Genomic DNA, 17,137 nt, shown 5'->3' with positions numbered 1-17,137 from the left:
CGCGCCCCGGGTCACGCGCACCTCCGTGCTAACCTCGCCCGCGATGGCGAGAATCAAGAATGTCACCAAACGCTACATGCGGCCGCCCCCGCAGTATGTGCACGACTGGTTTTCACCGCTTCGCTCGAGCGAGGTCGTGCCTGGCAAGATCACGACCTTCAACTTCATGGGTCACGAGCTGATCGCCTTTCGTGACACCGCCGGCAAGGTCCACGTGCTCGACGCCCACTGCCCCCACTTTGGCGGCCACCGGGGCGTCGGCGGGCGGATCGAAGACGACTGCGTGCGCTGCCCCTTCCACGGCCTCCACTTCAACGGCGAGGGCCAGTGCGTCAAGGGCGACTTCGTCAAGGACCAAACGAGCCTGCGCCACGTCAAGTCGCCGCCGTGGACGGTCCACGAGGTCGCGGCGTCGATCTTCATCTGGCACGGCACCGACCGGACCAAGCCCGACCGGCCCCTGCCGATCGCCGCGCCCGGGTTCTTCGACGGCTGGAGCGAGCCGGTGACCAACGCCGGGCGCCCGCTCCAGCCAACGAATGTGTTCTTCCCAACCGAGAACATCATCGACATCCAGCACTTCTACGCCGTCCACTGCTGGGAGCTGCAGGGCATCGAGCGCCACCCGGCCGAGGACGAAGACGGCTCGTTCTCCGCGGTCATGAACATGACCTGGATCGCCGGGGCCCAGAGCCCGAGCCCGCTGATCCGGCGGCTCGGCAAGGCCTACTCGAGCCCCTTTCGCTTCGATGTCCGCGTGTTTGGCCCCGGGCTCGCCCTCGCGATCTCCGAGCTCACGCCCGAGCAGGGCAGCCTCCAGATCATGAACATCATCGTGATCACGCCGGTCAACCAGACCGACTGTCACATCAGGGCGATCACCTCGGTCAAGCACACGATCGACAACCCCGTCAGCAAGCTCGCGCGACGGGTGCTCAAGCTCGGCTTCGAAGAGATCCTCTCGCGGGTGTTTTTGGCCATCGCAACCAAGGACTTCGACGGCGACGAGATGATCTGGACCAAGCGCACCTTCCTCGAGAACCCCAAGCCGCTGCCCGACGACGGGCCGATCGTCGCGTACCGCAAGTGGTGCCAGCGCTTTTGGCCCCCGGACTACTTGCCGGATGGCTTGCCTGAGCAGCTGGCCGACGCACCCCAGGCAGCCGCCGCCAACGGCTGATCCATCGACGGAGCCCACCGCCGCACCCGGCGCGAGGCATTGCACCCGGGGCTGCTAGCAGCCCGGGGTGCAATCCATCGCGCCGCCTCGCTTGGTCTTTTCGCCGAGGGCTTTGTCGCCAAAACTTGCAGTACGCCCGGTACAGCGGCGTTTTGGCTTCGCGCCCTCGGCGAAAATTCCGGCGCGAGGCGACACGATGCATTGCACCCCGGGCTGCTAGACCTGCGCGCTCGCCCGCTGCACGCATAGCCGGACTACACTCCTGAGCATGGCGCAGCTCCCGATCAAGGCGGCGCTCGGGCTGCTGCTCGCGGCCGGGTGTGCGCGCCCGGTCCCCGCGGCGGAGGCGAAAGCGATGACCACCGACATGCTGCTCGAGTCTTCTGCGTTCGACGACGGCGAGGCGATCCCGTCCAAGTACACCTGCGAGGGCGAGAACATCTCACCGCCGCTGAGCTGGTCCGGCGCGCCCGCCGGGACCCGAAGCTTCGCGCTGATCGTCGACGACCCCGACGCCCCCGACCCCAAGGCGCCCAAGCGAACCTGGGTCCACTGGGTACTCTACGAGATCCCCGCCGAGGTCGAGAGCTCGGCCGAGGGCGCGACGCAGCTCCCGACCGGAACCCGCGAGGGTCGCAACGACTGGGATCACACGGGCTACGGGGGGCCGTGCCCGCCGATCGGCGAGCACCGCTATTTCCACAAGCTCTATGCCCTCGACACGACCCTCGGGGATCTCCGCGAGCCGACCAAGGCCGAGCTCGAGGACGCGATGATCGGCCACGTCCTCGCCGAGGCGCAATTGATCGGGACCTACGAAAAGCAGCACGCCGAGGATCAAAAGTAGGCGCCGCGCGCACCGTGACGTGTCGGCTATGCTGAGCCGGTGACCACCCCACGCGTGCTACTCCTGAGCCTGGTCGTGACCTCGATGATCGCCTGCGCGGGCTCGAAGGAGCCCCGCGCCGACGACCCCGCGAACGACCCCGGCGACCCCGGCGACCCCGGCGACCCCGACAAGCCCGGCGACAAGCCCGGCGACCCTGGCGACCCTGGCGACGTCGACGAGCCCGGCGACAAGCCCGGCAACCCCGACAACGCGAGCTGCAGCGCCGACGGCGACTGCGTCCCGGCCCAGTGCTGCCACCCGACCAGCTGTGTCCCGGCGTCGCAGGCCCCGGACTGCTCCGAGGTCGCGTGCACCCGAGAGTGCAAGCCCGGGACGATGGACTGCGGCCAGGGACACTGCGCGTGTCAGGACGGGGCGTGCGCCGCGGTCTTCGGCGCCCCGTCGAACTGAGCGGTCACACAGGTCAGCACCGGGGAGACTCACGACCTCCGCGGAAAGTTTTCCACGCTGCCCACATCCCGAGTCGCCCATCGCCCCCGCGTCGGCTCGATCCCGGGGCCGATCATCGTGGCACGTGTCGTGCAATGTCGGGCAATGTCCAGCGACCGGGGGATCGGCCCCGGACCGACAGCGAACCCTGCACGTGGCAGTGGGACGAGACAAGCCCACAAAACCGAGAGCGGAGTAAACCGTCGAGAGGTTGAGAAAGCCTGAGGACGGAACAGAGCGGGGATTGGACCCCCCGCACACCGTGGACGCTCTGGGTGAGGTCGCGCAGAGGGCGAAAAAGCCGAAACAGGTAGAGCCCCGACTCAAAGGAAGGGGCGGGAGGATGAGCGAAGGAACTCTGAAGAGGAAGCGAGACGAGGAAGGATGAACCCGGCTGCATCGCACCGGGGGACGGCCGACGAGCAAAAACCGTGACCGAGCTTGGCGACGAGTGGACGGGCGGAACCGCGGTAAACCAATAGCCAGCGGACTCGGCGACACACAAAACTTCGAGATCTTTGCCAACCCCACGAGAGGCACGCGCAGCGGCCGTTCCGACGCCGCCAACGCTCCGCTCACACTCCTCATCCTGAACGCGGCAACTGCTCGACGGGAGCCACCCTGGCCGCTGGACGTTTATTTCCCCAAGCCGATCGTGTTTGCCCCCCGGAAAAGGAACAGACAGATGAACGTCAAGAAACTCATGAGCAAGCCGGTCGCAACTTGTCGGCCGGGCGACACCCTCGAGACCGCGGCCCAGCGAATGTCGGAGAACGACTGTGGCGCGCTCCCGGTCGTCGACGACAGCGGCAGCGCGATCGGAATGGTCACGGACCGCGACATCTGCATGACGGCCTACTCGCAAGACGAGCCGCTGCGCGAGATCGAGGTGTCCAAGGCGATGTCCAAGCAGCTCTTCACCTGCCACGCCGACGACAAGCTCGACAAGGCCGAGCGCCTGATGAGCCAAAACCAGATCCGCCGCGTGCCCGTGATCGACGCCAACAATCGTCCGATCGGGATCCTCACCCTCAACGACATCGCTCGCTACGCGCAAAAGCAGCAAAAGGACGGCATCGACCGCGAGGTCGTGCAGACCTTCGACGCGATCTGCCAGCCCCGGCCGCAGGCCCAGGCGCGAGCCCAACCCCGCTCAAACTAGCGCGAGTCCCAAAGAGAAGGCCTGAGTCGAGCGCGCAGCGCTTGATTCAGGCCTAGCGGCCCGCGCTCAGGGGCACAGATCCGCGACCGCCCCCGCGTAGAGGCGCAAGCTCCGGACCAGCGCGTCAGACCCGGTGTAGCTCCACAGCACGGTGTAGGGCCCGCCCATCGGGCTGTAGGACACGGAGTAGAGCGGCGAGTCACCGCAGTCCTCGTCTTGAAGCTCGATGTCGGTGATGTCCCAGACGTTGATCCCCTGCCCGTCCGGCGTCACGCCGCCGCCGCCGAGCGGCGCGAGCTCGACGGGCTCCGAGCCACCTTCGCTCGCGTCGACGACCGGCAGCGTGACCATGTCGAGCGAGGCGAGGTCGACCGCGGCGTTGAGCGCACAGCCCTGGTCGTTGAGCGAGAAGGTCAGGTACATGAACTGCGTGGTGAAGGTCTGGTCGGCGAGGTCGTAGTCGGCGTAGAGGTAGAGCCGGTCGTCCGAGCCGATCCCCGACTGCATCACCGCCAGCTCGACGCTGTCCATCTCGGGGATCGGGTCGGGGAACTCGGTCGTGGTCGCAAGCAGGCGCTGGAGCTCGATCGTCGCCTCGGGGTCGCTGCACGCGTCGCCGTCTCCGTCGCCGTCTCCATCCCCGTCGCCGTCCCCGTCTCCATCGCCGTCCCCGTCCCCGTCTCCATCCCCGTCGCCGTCTCCGTCCCCATCGCCCGACTCCTCGGTCCCGGCTCCGGTCGCGCCATCGCCATCGCCGTCGTCCCCGGCGCATGCGAACACCAACCCCAAGGGCAGCGCGAAGATGAGGGCATGAAAAAAAGTAGATGCGCGCATGGTTGGAGGATGATCCCTGGCGGCGCTTGGGCTGTCCAGCCTGAAGCCAGGCTGGGCTCCGAGCGATCCATGTTGGGCCCGAGATGATCGCGACCCGCGAGCGCCTGCGTGCAATCCGCGGCCAGGCCCCGCCGATCGATCTGGACCCTCAGTCTTTCGTGTTCGGAAGCGAACTCTCGAGCGTCGTCTGCAGCGTGGCCAGCTGCAGCTCGAGGCGCCTGACGGTGTCGAGGATCTCGTCCTCCTCCGGATCTTCGAGGATCGAGGTCATGAACCCGGCCATGTAGCCGAATACGCCGACCCCCGCGAAGATGACGAAGGCCGCGACCATGTGGCCGCTCGAGGTCGTCGGAGTGATGTCGCCATAACCGACGGTGCTCAAGGTCACGATCGACCACCACAAGGCCTCGTCGAGCCCGCTCGTCGTCTGTGGCTCGACGATACGAAACGCGAGCGCGCCAGTCATCACCAGGGCACCGAAGAACCCGAAGGCACGCACGGCCTTGGCGCTCTTGCCCTTGAAGCGACGCAGGCGCATGGCCAGCCGAAAAATTCGCAGGAGTCGCAGCAGCCGGACGACCCGCAGACCCTGGGCGAAGGCGGTAAAAGGGATCGACGAGACAACATCAGCGATGTTCTCGGGTTTGCGCAGGTAGCTCATGCGGTTGTCGGCGAGGAGCAGCCCGAGCAACCACTCGCTGAAGAACATTGCGCAAAAGAAGTGGTTGATCGTGTCGAAGTACTCGACGCTCTGGGTCTGCATGGCCTCGAGCACCAAGATCGTGAACATCGGCAGCAACAACACGTTGTTGACGTAGCCGAGCCAGCCGAGCGCGCGCTCCCAGATGGACGCCTGCTCCTTTGAGCCTTCGGACTCGCCGATGTTGTCCTGGTTCATGACGGCGAAACTACACCTGCCTGGCCCGCGCGCGCCTGAAGCTCCCCCGTTCAGCCCCTGATTCACGCTCACGAGCGCCCAAGGCGATCGTCGGCCCCCGCTGCGACGGCCTCGAACACCGCGTCAGCCACATCGAACACCCGCCAGCTCGGCAGCTCGAGCTGGTGCGCCAGATGATCGATCACCCGCCGCTCGAGCTGCGCGACGCGCTTGCCCTTCCACAGCTTGTCGGCGAGGGCCGTGAGCAGATCCTCGATCGCCAGGGTCGGCTCGTCCCAGCTTGCATGCGTCACGCAAAAGCGCGCGAGGTGCTCGGGCACCCGCGCGTCGATCAGCAGCGCCCGGCCAGCCTCCTCGTGCTCATGCCCCGGCCCGCTGAGCTCGCCCGGGTGGACGAGCTTGCCAACATCGTGGAGCGCAGCGCCGATCTGGACCTCGCCCGCGTCAAAGCGCGCCCCAAGCCTGCGCGCGAGCCCGTCGGTCAGCTCGACCGCGGCCTCGAGCACGAGCTCGTGATGCCGGAGCAAGCGCGGCGAAACCCCGAGCTCGACGAGCAGCGCGAGCGCGTCAGCGCCGGTCTCGAGCGCGGGCGCCATCGCGGGGCTAGCGATCCAGCAGCTTGTGCAAATTCTGGCGCTCCCACAGCACGGCCTCTGCATACTGCTCGAACTTGGCCTCGGCCTGTCGAAACGCGCGGGTGTGATAGACGCGGCGGCCGTCGACGATCGGCATGTCGTGAATCTCGTGGAGCATCTCGTGATAGACGACCCAGGCCAGGTAGTGGCGGGGGACGTCCTCGGCGTCGAGGACCGGGTGCACGCGGATCAGCTCGTCTTCGACGGTGTAGCTGCCGAGCTTGATCGACGCGCGCTTGCGCTTGCGCTTGGTCCGGGGGCCCCAGGTGATCCGGGCCTTGATCGCGCCGCCGAAGTAGTACTCGTTGAGCTCGTCGAAGATCTCTTGGAGGTTGGCGAAGCGACCCTCGACGTCGATCGAGAGCGGGCGCGCGCCGCTGCGCTGGCGGATCGCGTCTTCGTTGGCGTCGATGAAGCTGCGCAGGAGCTCGGAGGCCGCGGGGTCCTGCCGCTCGGCGTAGGCGACGACACCGCGGAGGATCGTTGGCGGCGCGTCGATGAACATGTGGTGGAGCCGGAAGGTGTAGACGCCCTGGCCGCGCTTGACCGACATCATCGTGCGCAGGTTGTCGGTGATGACGACGCGCGCCCGGCCCCGGCTGAGGTAGGCGCCGAGGCGATCTTGGAGCTCCACGCGCAAGACCTCTTGTTGCGAGCCGGGGAGCGCGCTGTAGTTCTCTTCGACGAAGGGGGTGTCGTCGGGGTCGGAGCTCGCGCAGTCCCCGAGCTCGAGCTCGGCCTCGAGCTCGGCCTCGACTTCGCGGGCGAGCTCGTGGGCGCCGTCGTCGGCGACCCAGGAGCGCCCGTCCGCGCGGGGCTGCGGCTGAAGTCGGCGTTTGGCTGCGCTGGAACGGGACATCAATTCAGCGCTGTACAAAGATGCGATCCGGGCGGCGCTCCGAGCTGCTGCGGGCGCGCGCAGGACCAGTGGCGAGGTCGGCGAGGTTGCTGCCAAGAGAGTCTCCGACGCGATCGTGTGGCTCCTGCCTGCGGCGAAGCAGTGGAACCGGCGACGCGCGCCAAGCATAGAATCGCGCTGGTGCGCGATCGAATTTCGCGGATCCCCGGCGTGGGGCGGAGACGATCATCTCGAATTTGCCTTCGGAGGGCGGTTCTGACTGCGGCCTGTGCCCGAGTTTGCCCGAGGCCGGCCCCTGCCACTATATCCGAACCAGACAAGGTGCGTCCCAGCCGAGATCCCCAGCCATGCGATTGACCGTCCTGCTGTTCGCCGGAATTCGTCAGCGAGTCGGCGCCGCGCAGATCGAGCTCGAGCTGCCCGAGCCGGCCACCGTCGCGCAGCTGCGCGAGCACATCCGCGCGACCCACCCCGAGATCGGGGACGCCCTCGACCACTGCCGGATCGCCGTCAACCAAGAATTCGTCCGCGACACGCACCCCGTGGCGCCTGGCGACGAATTAGCGCTCATCCCGCCCGTCAGCGGCGGGGCCCCGATCGACCACGCGGGCCAGCGCTCGCGCCTGCGTGACACGCCGCTCTCGCTCGCCGAGGTCCTCGCCGCGGTCGAGCACCGCGACGCGGGCGGCGTCGCAACCTTCACGGGCAAGGTCCGCGAGCACAGCCGCGGGAAGGTCGTCCAGTGGCTCGAGTACGAGGCCTACCCGGCGATGGCGGTGGCCAAGATGGACGAGATCGCCCTCGCCGTCGAAGCCGAGGTCTCCGGGGCCCGCGTGGCCCTGCAGCACCGCGTCGGCCGGCTCGGCATCGGCGAGACCGCCGTCGTCATCGCCGCCAGCGCGCCGCACCGCGCCGAAGCCTTTCACGCCTGCCGCGAGATCATCGAGCGACTCAAGCAGAACGTGCCGATCTGGAAGAAGGAAGTCGACCGCGAGGGCGGCGAGTGGATCGGCCAAGGACCCTGACGGCTCAACTCCCGGACAACACACCATGACATCCGAACTCGTCCTGACCTCGACCCGCAACCGGGTCACGACCCTGACCATGAACATGCCCGCCCGCCTCAACGGCTGGACGGGACCGATGATGGAGGCGCTGATGGCTGCGCTCGCGCGGGCGGCTGACGACGCCGACAGCGCTGTGGTCATCCTGACCGGCGCCGATCCCTATTACTGCGCGGGCGTGAACCTCAGCGGGGTCTTGCAGCTCGGCCACCCGCGGACGCTGCGGGCGCTGATCGTCGAGCACAACAAGGCCCTGTTCGAGGTGTTCTTGCGCTTCCCCAAGCCGATCCTCGTCGCCGCGAACGGCCCGGCGATCGGCGCGAGCGTGACCTCGGCGGTGCTCTGCGACGCGATCATCGCCTCGGAGCGCGCGACCTTCTCGACGCCCTTCGGCGCCCTCGGCATCACCCCCGAAGGCTGCTCGAGCGCCCTCTTTCCTCAGCTCTTTGGCGAGCAGGTCGCCGCCCGGCTCCTCGGCGCCGAGGGCTGGAAGCCAACGGGGACCCAAGCCCACGAGATCGGGCTCGCCGAGTGGGTCGTGCCCCACGAGCAGCTCCTCGACGAGGCCCAGCGGATCGCCGAAGGCTGGGCCGACGAGGGCCGCGCCCGGACGCTGCGGGGCGAGTTCACCCGCGAGCAGCTCGAGGCCGTCAACGCCGAGGAGTCCGAGGCGCTCGCCGACGCGTTCCTGGCCAGCCCCTTCTTGGCCGGGCAATTTCGCTTCTTGTGGGGCAAGAAAAAACGCGGCCCGGCGCTGATGTTCCTGACTTTGCAGGTCACCCGGCCGCTGTGGTCGCGGCTGCTTTGAGCATCGATCTCGACCGCTCTCTTCCGCCATAGAACACTGTTTAGCGAGGCATTCGCATTGACAGCGCGGCTCGCTTCGGGCAGCGTCGTGGGCCGTGAGCGACTACCGGTCTGTGTTTCGTCCCGACCTGTTCGCCGGCCAGACGATCATCGTCACCGGAGGCGGTAGCGGCATCGGCCGCTGCACCGCCCACGAGCTCGCGGCCCTCGGCGCCCACGTGGTCCTGCTCGGCCGCAAGCTCGAGAAGGTCGAAGCGGTCAAAGCCGAGATCCTCGAAGACGGCGGCAACGCGAGCTGTCGCAGCCAGGACATCCGCGACGAGGAGGGCGTCCGCGAGACGATCGCCGCGATCCTGAGCGAGCGCGGGGCCGTCCACGGCCTCGTCAACAACGCGGGCGGTCAGTACACCGCGCCGCTCGAAGGCATCAACCAAAAGGGCTTCGAGACGGTCGTGCGCACCAACCTGACCGGCGGCTTCTTGATGGCCCGCGAGCTGTTCACCCAGCACCTGATGAAGCACGGCGGCGTCATCGTCAACATCGTCGCCGACATGTGGAAGGGCATGCCCGGCATGGGCCACTCGGGCGCGGCCCGGGCCGGGATGATCAACCTGACCAAGACCGCCGCCGTCGAGTGGGCCCGCGCGGGCGTCCGCGTCAACGCGGTCGCGCCCGGCTGGATCGCCAGCTCCGGCATGCAGACCTACCCCCCGGCCGTGCGCGCGATGTTCCCTAAGCTCGCCGAGGCCGTCCCGCTCAAGCGCCTCGGCGTCGAGGCCGAGATCTCGGCGGCGATCTGCTTTTTGTTGTCACCCGCCGCCTCGTTCATCACCGGTCAGACCCTGGCCGTCGACGGCGGCGCCCCGCTCATGCCCCACCACTGGCCGATGCCCGCGCACGACCGCTCGCTGCCCTACCCCGGCTTTCACCGGACCTCGCTGCCCGAGGATCTGCGCGCGGTGACCAAGCTCGACAAACCCCAAGACTAATGCCGATCCTCGAATCGAACCTCGACACCCGCTCCGAGGCCTACCAGCAAAACCGCGCCCAGATGCTGGCGCTGGTCGAGGGCTTCCGCGAGCTCGAGGCCAAGGTCCGGGCCCACGGCGAGGCCCGGCGGGCAAAGTTCCAAAAGCGCGGCCAGCTGCTCCCGCGCGAGCGCGTCGCCCGGCTGATCGACCCCGGCAGCCCCTTCCTCGAGCTCTCGACCCTCGCCGGCTACAAGATGCACGACGACAACGGGCGCAAGGACACGCTCGGCGGCGGCAACATCATCGGGATCGGCTTCGTGTCGGGCGTGCGCTGCATGATCACGGCCAACGACAGCGCGATCAAAGGCGGCTCGATCGCGCCGATGGGCCTCCAAAAGAGCCTCCGGGCCCAGCGCATCGCGCTCGAGAACAAGCTGCCCGGGATCGGCCTGGTCGAGAGCGGCGGCGCCAACCTCAACTACCAAAGCGAGATCTTCGTCGAGGGCGGCAAGGTGTTCTGCAACATGGCGCGGATGTCGGCCGCCGGGATCCCGCAGATCACCGTCGTCAACGGCTCGTCGACGGCGGGCGGCGCCTACCTGCCCGGGCTCAGCGACTACGTGATCGTGGTCCGCGACCGCGCGAAGGTGTTCTTGGCCGGGCCGCCGCTGGTCAAGGCCGCGATCGGTGAGGACGCGAGCGACGAGGAGCTCGGCGGCGCGCAGATGCACGCCGAGGTCTCGGGCCTCGCCGAGTACCTCGCCGAGGACGACGCCCACGGCATCCGCATCGCCCGCGAGCTCGTCGCCAAGCTGCAGTGGAACCTCGACACGGGTCGGGGCGCGGGTCGGGGCTCGGCCCAGGCGCCCGCGCGCAGCTTCGCGCCGCCGCGCTACGACATCGACGAGCTGTGCGGCCTCGTGCCGCCCGACCCTCGCCACCCCTGGGACATCCGCGATCTCATCGCGCGCCTCGTCGACGACTCGGACTTCCTCGAATTCAAGGCCCGCTGGGGCACCGACACGGTCTGCGGCCACGCGGCGATCGAGGGCCACGCCTGCGGGATCGTGGCCAACGCCGGGCCGATCATGCCCGAGGGCTCGTGCAAGGCCGCGCAGTTCATCCAGCTGTGCTGCCAGTCGCGGCTGCCGATCCTCTACCTCCAAAACACCACGGGTTACATGGTCGGCAAGGAGGTCGAGCAGCGCGGCGCGGTCAAGCACGGGTCGAAGATGATCCAGGCCGTGGCCAACGCCACGGTCCCGCAGCTGACCCTGCTCGTCGGCGGGGGCTACGGCGCGGGCAACTACGGCATGTGCGGGCGGGCCTTCGATCCGCGCTTCATCTTCGCCTGGCCCAACTCCAAGGTCGCGGTCATGGGCGCCGAGCAGATCGGCATGGTCATGGAGATCATCACCAAGGCCAAATTCGCGGCCACCGATCACATGCTCGACGACGCCGCCCGCAAGGTCCGCGACGACAACGTCCGGATGATGCGCGAGACCCTCGTCAACCGAATTGAGTCCGAGTCCACCGCCTTGTTTGCGACCGCGCGGCTGTGGGACGACGGGATCATCGACCCTCGCGACAGCCGCCGGGTCCTGGCCATGGCCCTCGCAACCTGCCGCGAAGCCGAGGCCCGCACGCTCACCCCCACCAGCTTCGGCGTCGCCCGCATGTAGGAGTCCGTCATGCCCCTGTTTAGTGAAGAGCACGCGCTATTGCGCAAGACCGTCAATCAGATCATCGACAAGCACATCAACCCCCACGTCGACGAGTGGGAGGCTGCAGGCGCGTTCCCGGCCCACGAGGTCTTCAAGCTGTTCGGCGACCAGGGCCTGCTCGGGCTCAAGTACCCCGAGGAGCACGGCGGCGGCGGGCTCGACTACTCCTACACCATCGCCATGGCCGAGGAGCTGTCGAACATCAACTGCGGCGGCGTGCCGCTGGCGATCGGGGTCCAGACCGACATGTGCACCCCCGCCCTGGCTCGCTTCGGCTCCGACTATTTGAAGAAGGAGATCCTCGAGCCCTCGATCTCCGGCGATCTCGTCGGCTGCATCGGCGTGTCCGAGGTCGGGGCCGGGTCCGACGTCGCGAGCGTCAAGACCCACGCCCGCAAGGACGGCGACGACTTCATCATCAACGGCGGCAAGATGTGGATCACCAACGGCTACCAGGCCGACTGGATGTGCTGCCTCGTCAACACCGTCGAGGGCGCCGCGCCGCACAAGAGCAAGAGCCTGATCGTCGTCCCGCTCGACGCCAAGGGCGTCGACCGCTCGACCAAGCTCGACAAGCTCGGCATGCGCAGCTCCGACACCGCCCAGATCTTCTTCGAGGACGTGCGCGTGCCGCAGCGCAACCTGATCGGTCAAGAGGGCTACGGCTTCATCTATCAGATGCTGCAGTTCCAAGAGGAGCGGCTGTGGGGCGCGGCCAACTCGATCCGCGCGATCGAACGCATGCTGGCCGCGACGATCGAGTACACGGGCCAGCGCCAGGCCTTTGGCCAGTCGATCCTCGACAACCAGTATGTGCACTTCAAGCTCGCCGAGCTCGCGACCGAGGCCGAGGCGCTCAAGGCCCTCGTCTATCGCACGACCGAGCTCTACGTCGGCGGCCAGGACGTGGCCAAGCTGGCCTCGATGTGCAAGCTCAAGTCCGGCCGCCTGTGCCGCGAGGTCGGCGACTGGTGCGTTCAGTTCCACGGCGGCATGGGCTACATGAACGAGAGCTTCGTCGTCCGTGGCTACCGCGACGGGCGCCTGGTCTCGATCGGCGGCGGCGCCGACGAGGTCATGCTCGGGATCATCTGTAAGCTCATGGGCACCCTGCCCAAGCGCGCCAAGAAGTAGAAAGCCTGACGAGATGACGGACTTCGAGCTGCCCACGACCAAGCACCTGGCCCTGCGACTCGAGCGGTCGATCCTGCACCTGACCCTCAACCGGCCCGAGGTCCGCAACGCGATGAGCTTTGCGATGGTCGAGGAGATCATCGCGGTGTTCGACGCGCTCGCCGACCAAAGTGAGGTCCGCGTCGTCGTGATTCGCGGCGCGGGCGGCCATTTTTGCGCGGGCGGTGACATCAAAGACATGGCCGCGGCCCGGATGGCCCCGGCCCCCGAGCAGATCGGCGGGCCCGACGATCCGATGGCCGTCGGCAACCGCAAATTCGGGACCATGCTCAGCGTGATCGAGACCGCGCCGCAGGCGGTCGTCGCCGTGATCGAGGGCGCCGTCATGGGCGGCGGCTTCGGGCTCGCCTGCGTCGCCGACGTCAGCCTCGCCCGGGCCGACGCCAAATTCCGCCTGCCCGAGACCTCGCTCGGGATCCCGCCCGCTCAGATCGCCGCGTTCATCGTGCGACGGATCGGCCTGACCCAGGCCCGGCGCCTCGCGGTCACGGGTGGCCGGCTCGACGGGCGCCAGGCTCGCGAGATCGGCATCGTCCACGAGGTCTACGACGACGACGAGGCCCTCGAGACCGGGCTCGCTACGACCCTGGCCCAGATCCGCCGCTGCGCGCCCGGAGCCGTGGCGGTGACCAAGGATCTGGTCATCTCTTCGCTGTCCGAAAACATCGAGGTCTTGCTCGACCGCGCGGCGAAGGACTTCGCCGTTGCGATCCGCGGGCCCGAGGGTCAGGAGGGCACGATGGCCTTCATCGAGAAGCGCGACCCCGCCTGGGCCCGCGACGACGCCTGAAGTCGAGTAAGATCGCCGCGACGAAGCGGCGCGACTGACATGCCACAAGTTCGATTCGCACTCATCGCTGAGGGAGGCACAAAGGGGTCGCTTGTCGAGATCATCGCGGCCCTGTGCCGGACGAGGAATTTGCCAAGCTCCGCCAAGAGTTGCTCGAGCGACTCGACACCGACGGACCCATCACACAACTAACTGCCTGGCAGAAGTTGGTGTCCGATATCGCGGCCGCCATGCAGGAACTGACCCTGGCCTCCGAAGTGACATCCAACCCCACCTGACCCATGCCCACCTTCTCCAAGCTCCTGGTCGCCAACCGCGGTGAGATCGCCGCCCGGGTGATCCGCACCGCCCGCACCCTCGGCTACGAGACCGTCGCGGTCTACTCGACCCCCGACGCCGACGGCCTTGCGATCTCCCTCGCCGACGAGTCCGTCCACATCGGCCCGGCCGCGGCCGCCGAGTCCTACCTCAGCGTCGAGGCGATCCTCGCCGCGGCCGAGCGCACGGGCGCCGACGCGATCCACCCGGGCTACGGCTTCCTGGCCGAGAACGCCGACTTCGCCCGGGCCTGCGCGGCGGCCAAGCTGGTCTTCGTCGGCCCGCCGCCCGAGGCGATCGAGGCCATGGGCGACAAGGCCCGGGCCAAGGCGCGCATGATCGAGGCCGGGGTCCCGACGGTCCCGGGCTACCACGGCGAGCAGAGCGTCGAGCGGCTCACGGCCGAGGCCGAGGCGATCGGCTACCCCATCTTGCTCAAGGCCGTGGCCGGGGGTGGCGGTCGGGGCATGCGTCGGGTGGATCGGCCCGAGCAGCTCGCGGCCGCGATCGACAGCGCCCGGTCCGAGGCCCAAAACGCCTTCGCCAACGGCGACCTGCTGATCGAGAAGCTGATCGAGGGCGCGCGCCACGTCGAGATCCAGGTGTTCGCCGACGCCCACGGCAACGCGATCCACCTCGGCGAGCGCGACTGCTCGGCCCAGCGCCGCCACCAAAAGATCATCGAGGAGTCGCCCTGCCCGGTCGTCGAGGAGGACCTGCGCAAGCGCATGGGCGCGGCCGCGGTCGCGGCGGCCCAGGCGATCGGCTACGAGGGCGCGGGGACGGTCGAGTTCCTGCTCGCGAGCGACGGCTCCTTCTACTTCCTCGAGATGAACACCCGCCTCCAGGTCGAGCACCCGGTCACCGAGATGGTCACCGACCTCGACCTCGTCGAGTGGCAGCTCGAGGTCGCGGCCGGCCGCGAGCTGGCCCTCGTCCAGGAGCAGATCGTGCTCGCGGGCCACGCGATCGAGGCCCGACTCTACGCCGAGGATCCCGGCGCCGGCTTCCTGCCCCAGACCGGCGAGGTCCTGGCCTGGCGCCCCGCCAAGATCCCCGGCCTCCGCGTCGATCACGGGCTCCTCGTCGGCCGCACCCGGGGCCAGAGGATCGGCAGCGACTACGACCCGATGATCGCCAAGCTGATCGCCTTTGGCGACACCCGCGAGCACGCCCGGCGGCGGCTGCTGCTCGGCCTGCGCGACACGGCCCTGCTCGGCCCTGCCCACAACAAGCGCTTCTTGATCGATCTTCTGCGTCACGACGCCTTCGTCGGAGGCCAGGTCACGACGGCCTTCGTCGAGTCCGAGGCCGCCGCCGAGCTCCGCGAGGCTCAACCCGGCCCGAGCGCAGACGCGATCGCCCTGGCCGCCGTCGTCTGGCTCGAGACCGTCCGCGATCACACCCACTCCCGCGCCGGCTTCCCGGTCGCCTGGCACAGCGCCCACGGCAGCAGCTCGGCCCTGGAGCTGCGCTGCGGCGAGACCGTGATCGCGCTGACCCTGACCCCCCAACCCGGGGCGAGCGACGGCCCCCCGCGCTGGCGCGTCGAACAGCCCGAGGCGCCAGCCGCCGAGATCACGGTGCTCGCCAACGACGGCCTCGGCCTGCGCTTCGAGCTTGACGGCCACCAGCGCCGGGCCCACTACGCCTGGACCTCGACCCACGAGCTCCAGCTCGAGCTCGACGCGACCACCCACACCTTCGCCGAGCACCGCCCCCACGAGTCGACGCACAGCGCGAGCGAAGGCGACGGCGGCACAGTCCGCGCGCCGAGCATGGGCCGGGTCCTGGGCGTGTGGGTCGAGCCAGGCGCCGCCGTCGAACCCGGCCAGCGCCTGCTCACCCTCGAGGCCATGAAGATCGAGTCGACGATCACCGCCGCGATCGCCGGGACCGTCGGCGAGGTCCGCGTCGGCGTCGGCGATCAGGTCGACAAGGCCCAGCTCCTCGTCACGATCAACGCCCCCCCCACCCAAGACGAGCCCTCGACATGACCGACAAAGCCGCCCTGACCTGCGCCATCACCGGCGTCCTCACCAACCCCCAGCAGCACCCGGTCCCGGTCACGATCGAACAGATGGCCCAATCGGCCAAAGACGCCTTCAACGCGGGCGCCTCGATCATGCACGTGCACTTCCGCAACCAGGCGCCGAAGCTCGGCCACCTCCCGACCTGGGAGCCCGAGGTCGCGGGCGCGATCATCGACGCGATCCGCGAGGCCTGCCCAGGCGTGATCATCAACATGAGCACCGGGGTCGTCGGCGATGACATCTCGGGCCCGGCCGCGTGCATGCGCCGGATCAAGCCCGAGATCGCGGCCTGCAACGCCGGCAGCCTCAACTACCTCAAGGTCCGCAGCAACGGTCAGTGGGCCTGGCCGCCGATGCTGTTCGACAACCCCGTCAGCAAGATCGAAAAATTCCTGAAGGTCATGGACGAGACCGGCGCGATGCCGGAGTTCGAGTGCTTCGACGTCGGCATCGTGCGCTCGATCGAGCTGTTCGTGCGGGCCGGGCTCACCGATCACCCCGACTACAACTTCGTGATGGGCGTGGCCTCGGGCATGCCCGCCGATCCGCGCCTGCTCGAGCTGCTCGAGCAGTACCGCCTCGACGGCAGCACCTGGCAGGTCACCGCGATCGGTCGCCAGGAGGTCTGGCCCCTGCATCAGCGCACCGCCGAGCTCGGCGGGCAGCTGCGGACCGGGGTCGAGGACACCTTCTACCTGCCCAGCGGCGACAAGACCTCGGGCAACGGCCCGCTGATCGAGGCCCTGGCCGAGTGCGCGCGCGCGGCCGGGCGGGGGGTCGCCTCGCCGGACGAGGCCCGCGAGATCTTCGGCCTGCGCGCCGCCTGATCCACGCCCATGGCCGAGCTCGAGAACAAGATCACGCCCAGCGGCTACGCCAAGCTGCGGGCCGAGCTCGACCACCTGTGGAAGGTCGAGCGCCCCCAGGTCACCGAGGAGGTCGCGGCCGCGGCCGCGCTCGGCGACCGCTCGGAGAACGCCGAATACCAGTACGGCAAGCGGCGCCTGCGAGAGATCGACCGCCGCGTCCGCTGGCTCAACAAGCGCCTCGCCGAGCTCGAGATCGTCCGCGCCTCACCCAAGGACGGCAAGATCCACTTCGGCGCCCACGTGACCGTCGAAGACGAGGACGGCGAGCGCAACACCTGGCAGCTCGTCGGCAGCGAAGAGTGGGACGTCAAGCTCGGGAAGATCAGCGTGCTGTCACCGATCGGGCGCGCGCTGCTGGGCAAGTCCGTCGACGACGAGGTCGAGGTCCGCCGGCCCAAGGGGGACCTGGAGCTGACGATCATCAGCATTCGCTACGGCGACGCGGGCGATGACGACTGAG

18 protein-coding genes are annotated in these 17,137 nt (G+C 68.5%); 14 read left to right on the top strand and 4 right to left on the bottom strand.

What is annotated here, in order from left to right; genetic code table 11:
• Nucleotides 1-43 precede the first annotated feature (43 nt).
• The 4 genes from ENSA5_RS11275 to ENSA5_RS11260 all read left to right on the top strand — a co-directional run bounded on the left by ENSA5_RS11275 (nucleotide 44) and on the right by ENSA5_RS11260 (nucleotide 3,681).
• On the top strand, nucleotides 44-1,180 hold the full coding sequence (locus ENSA5_RS11275; protein ID WP_106391644.1) for a Rieske 2Fe-2S domain-containing protein: 1,137 nt from the start codon (nucleotides 44-46) through the stop codon (nucleotides 1,178-1,180).
• Between the two features lie 367 nt (nucleotides 1,181-1,547).
• Complete coding sequence (locus ENSA5_RS11270; protein WP_106391659.1) at nucleotides 1,548-2,027, top strand: YbhB/YbcL family Raf kinase inhibitor-like protein; 480 nt, start codon at nucleotides 1,548-1,550, stop codon at nucleotides 2,025-2,027.
• A gap of 39 nt (nucleotides 2,028-2,066) precedes the next feature.
• The gene (locus ENSA5_RS11265) at nucleotides 2,067-2,480 is read left to right on the top strand and encodes a hypothetical protein (RefSeq protein ID WP_146155573.1); all 414 of its coding nucleotides are present in this window, start codon (nucleotides 2,067-2,069) and stop codon (nucleotides 2,478-2,480) included.
• A gap of 724 nt (nucleotides 2,481-3,204) precedes the next feature.
• Entirely contained in the window at nucleotides 3,205-3,681 is a 477-nt protein-coding gene (locus ENSA5_RS11260) for a CBS domain-containing protein (protein ID WP_106391642.1), read from the top strand.
• Between the two features lie 66 nt (nucleotides 3,682-3,747).
• Here ENSA5_RS11260 and ENSA5_RS37480 read toward each other — a convergent pair whose 3' ends face one another.
• From ENSA5_RS37480 to ENSA5_RS11235, 4 genes are all read right to left on the bottom strand, one after another.
• Entirely contained in the window at nucleotides 3,748-4,515 is a 768-nt protein-coding gene (locus ENSA5_RS37480; protein WP_181197639.1) for a hypothetical protein, read from the bottom strand.
• A 148-nt stretch (nucleotides 4,516-4,663) separates the two neighbouring features.
• Nucleotides 4,664-5,413, bottom strand: a complete 750-nt coding sequence (locus ENSA5_RS11245) for a potassium channel family protein (RefSeq protein ID WP_106391640.1) — start codon at nucleotides 5,411-5,413, stop codon at nucleotides 4,664-4,666.
• 68 nt (nucleotides 5,414-5,481) lie between these two features.
• Nucleotides 5,482-6,009: an HD domain-containing protein gene (locus ENSA5_RS11240; RefSeq protein WP_106391639.1), complete on the bottom strand. Its 528-nt coding sequence runs from the start codon at nucleotides 6,007-6,009 to the stop codon at nucleotides 5,482-5,484.
• Between the two features lie 7 nt (nucleotides 6,010-6,016).
• A complete protein-coding gene (locus ENSA5_RS11235; RefSeq protein ID WP_146155572.1) occupies nucleotides 6,017-6,907 on the bottom strand; it encodes a SprT family zinc-dependent metalloprotease in 891 nt (296 codons plus the stop codon).
• 347 nt (nucleotides 6,908-7,254) lie between these two features.
• Between ENSA5_RS11235 and moaD the strand changes: the two genes are divergently transcribed.
• From moaD to greB, 10 genes are all read left to right on the top strand, one after another.
• The gene (moaD, locus tag ENSA5_RS11230) at nucleotides 7,255-7,932 is read left to right on the top strand and encodes a molybdopterin converting factor subunit 1 (RefSeq protein WP_106391637.1); all 678 of its coding nucleotides are present in this window, start codon (nucleotides 7,255-7,257) and stop codon (nucleotides 7,930-7,932) included.
• Nucleotides 7,933-7,957: 25 nt separating this feature from the next.
• A complete protein-coding gene (locus ENSA5_RS11225) occupies nucleotides 7,958-8,779 on the top strand; it encodes an enoyl-CoA hydratase/isomerase family protein (RefSeq protein ID WP_106391636.1) in 822 nt (273 codons plus the stop codon).
• Nucleotides 8,780-8,873: 94 nt separating this feature from the next.
• A complete protein-coding gene (locus tag ENSA5_RS11220; protein ID WP_106391635.1) occupies nucleotides 8,874-9,767 on the top strand; it encodes an SDR family oxidoreductase in 894 nt (297 codons plus the stop codon).
• The gene (locus tag ENSA5_RS11215; RefSeq protein ID WP_106391634.1) at nucleotides 9,767-11,431 is read left to right on the top strand and encodes an acyl-CoA carboxylase subunit beta; all 1,665 of its coding nucleotides are present in this window, start codon (nucleotides 9,767-9,769) and stop codon (nucleotides 11,429-11,431) included. Before ENSA5_RS11220 ends, ENSA5_RS11215 begins: the two co-directional genes overlap by 1 nt.
• A gap of 9 nt (nucleotides 11,432-11,440) precedes the next feature.
• Nucleotides 11,441-12,607: an acyl-CoA dehydrogenase family protein gene (locus ENSA5_RS11210; protein ID WP_106391633.1), complete on the top strand. Its 1,167-nt coding sequence runs from the start codon at nucleotides 11,441-11,443 to the stop codon at nucleotides 12,605-12,607.
• A 13-nt stretch (nucleotides 12,608-12,620) separates the two neighbouring features.
• Nucleotides 12,621-13,457 (top strand): enoyl-CoA hydratase/isomerase family protein, encoded by an 837-nt coding sequence (locus ENSA5_RS11205; RefSeq protein ID WP_106391632.1) that lies wholly within the window; start codon nucleotides 12,621-12,623, stop codon nucleotides 13,455-13,457.
• A 113-nt stretch (nucleotides 13,458-13,570) separates the two neighbouring features.
• Nucleotides 13,571-13,735, top strand: a complete 165-nt coding sequence (locus tag ENSA5_RS37475; RefSeq protein WP_181197638.1) for a hypothetical protein — start codon at nucleotides 13,571-13,573, stop codon at nucleotides 13,733-13,735.
• Nucleotides 13,736-13,738: 3 nt separating this feature from the next.
• Nucleotides 13,739-15,772 carry an acetyl/propionyl/methylcrotonyl-CoA carboxylase subunit alpha gene (locus tag ENSA5_RS11200; protein WP_106391631.1) on the top strand — a complete coding sequence of 678 codons (2,034 nt, stop codon included), beginning with the start codon at nucleotides 13,739-13,741 and terminating at the stop codon, nucleotides 15,770-15,772.
• Complete coding sequence (locus ENSA5_RS11195) at nucleotides 15,769-16,635, top strand: beta-keto acid cleavage family enzyme (RefSeq protein ID WP_106391630.1); 867 nt, start codon at nucleotides 15,769-15,771, stop codon at nucleotides 16,633-16,635. Before ENSA5_RS11200 ends, ENSA5_RS11195 begins: the two co-directional genes overlap by 4 nt.
• A 9-nt stretch (nucleotides 16,636-16,644) precedes the next feature.
• Entirely contained in the window at nucleotides 16,645-17,136 is a 492-nt protein-coding gene (gene greB / locus ENSA5_RS11190; protein ID WP_106391629.1) for a transcription elongation factor GreB, read from the top strand.
• Nucleotide 17,137: the final 1 nt, after the last annotated feature.

It is taken from the genome of Enhygromyxa salina (assembly GCF_002994615.1).
In the GTDB taxonomy this organism is placed as follows: domain Bacteria; phylum Myxococcota_A; class Polyangia; order Nannocystales; family Nannocystaceae; genus Plesiocystis; species Plesiocystis salina_A.
This window is presented reverse-complemented; position numbering and strand designations above follow the sequence as displayed.